Source organism: Halorubrum sp. Atlit-28R (assembly GCF_003665955.1).
Taxonomy (GTDB): Archaea; Halobacteriota; Halobacteria; order Halobacteriales; family Haloferacaceae; genus Halorubrum; species Halorubrum tropicale.
On record NZ_QPLS01000253.1, the window covers coordinates 1 to 445 of the forward strand.

Annotated in this window: 1 protein-coding gene; it reads right to left on the minus strand. The window is 67.0% G+C overall.

The window, feature by feature from the left end:
- Positions 1–445, minus strand: a 445-nt coding sequence (locus tag DVK06_RS17780; RefSeq protein WP_199718807.1) for a hypothetical protein, incomplete at both ends; no start/stop codon positions are given.

Consider the following 445-nt stretch of genomic DNA (forward strand, 5'->3'; position numbering starts at 1 on the left):
GGAACGGCAGGGTGGCGAGCGGCAGAATGTCGCCGACGACCTGCCGTTCGATCTCGACGGCTCCGTTGCCCGATATTCGCGAAATCGAGAACGTGGGATTGGGCGGCAGGCTCTCCTGGACGAGGTCCGCTTCCGCCAGCGCCAGTTCGTTGTAGGCCGCCTGAAGGCCCCGGTTGCTGAGGAGCGCGACCTGGATCGCGGTTTCGACGTTCAGGGTCCGGCGCAGCAGCCGCTTGACCGCATCGTTCGCGACCACGACATCGTCGGCGGTCCGGATCGAGATCACGTCCTTCTTGATGGTGCCGCCGGCGATGTCGGCCACCGCCGTCATGCCGCCGTCCGGAGAGAACGTTGCGCAACCCGAGAGCAGCAGCGCGGCTGACAGCGACGATAACGCCGTTCTGGCCCCGGTGGCGCCCGTCGCGCGTCGCAGTCGGATGAAAAG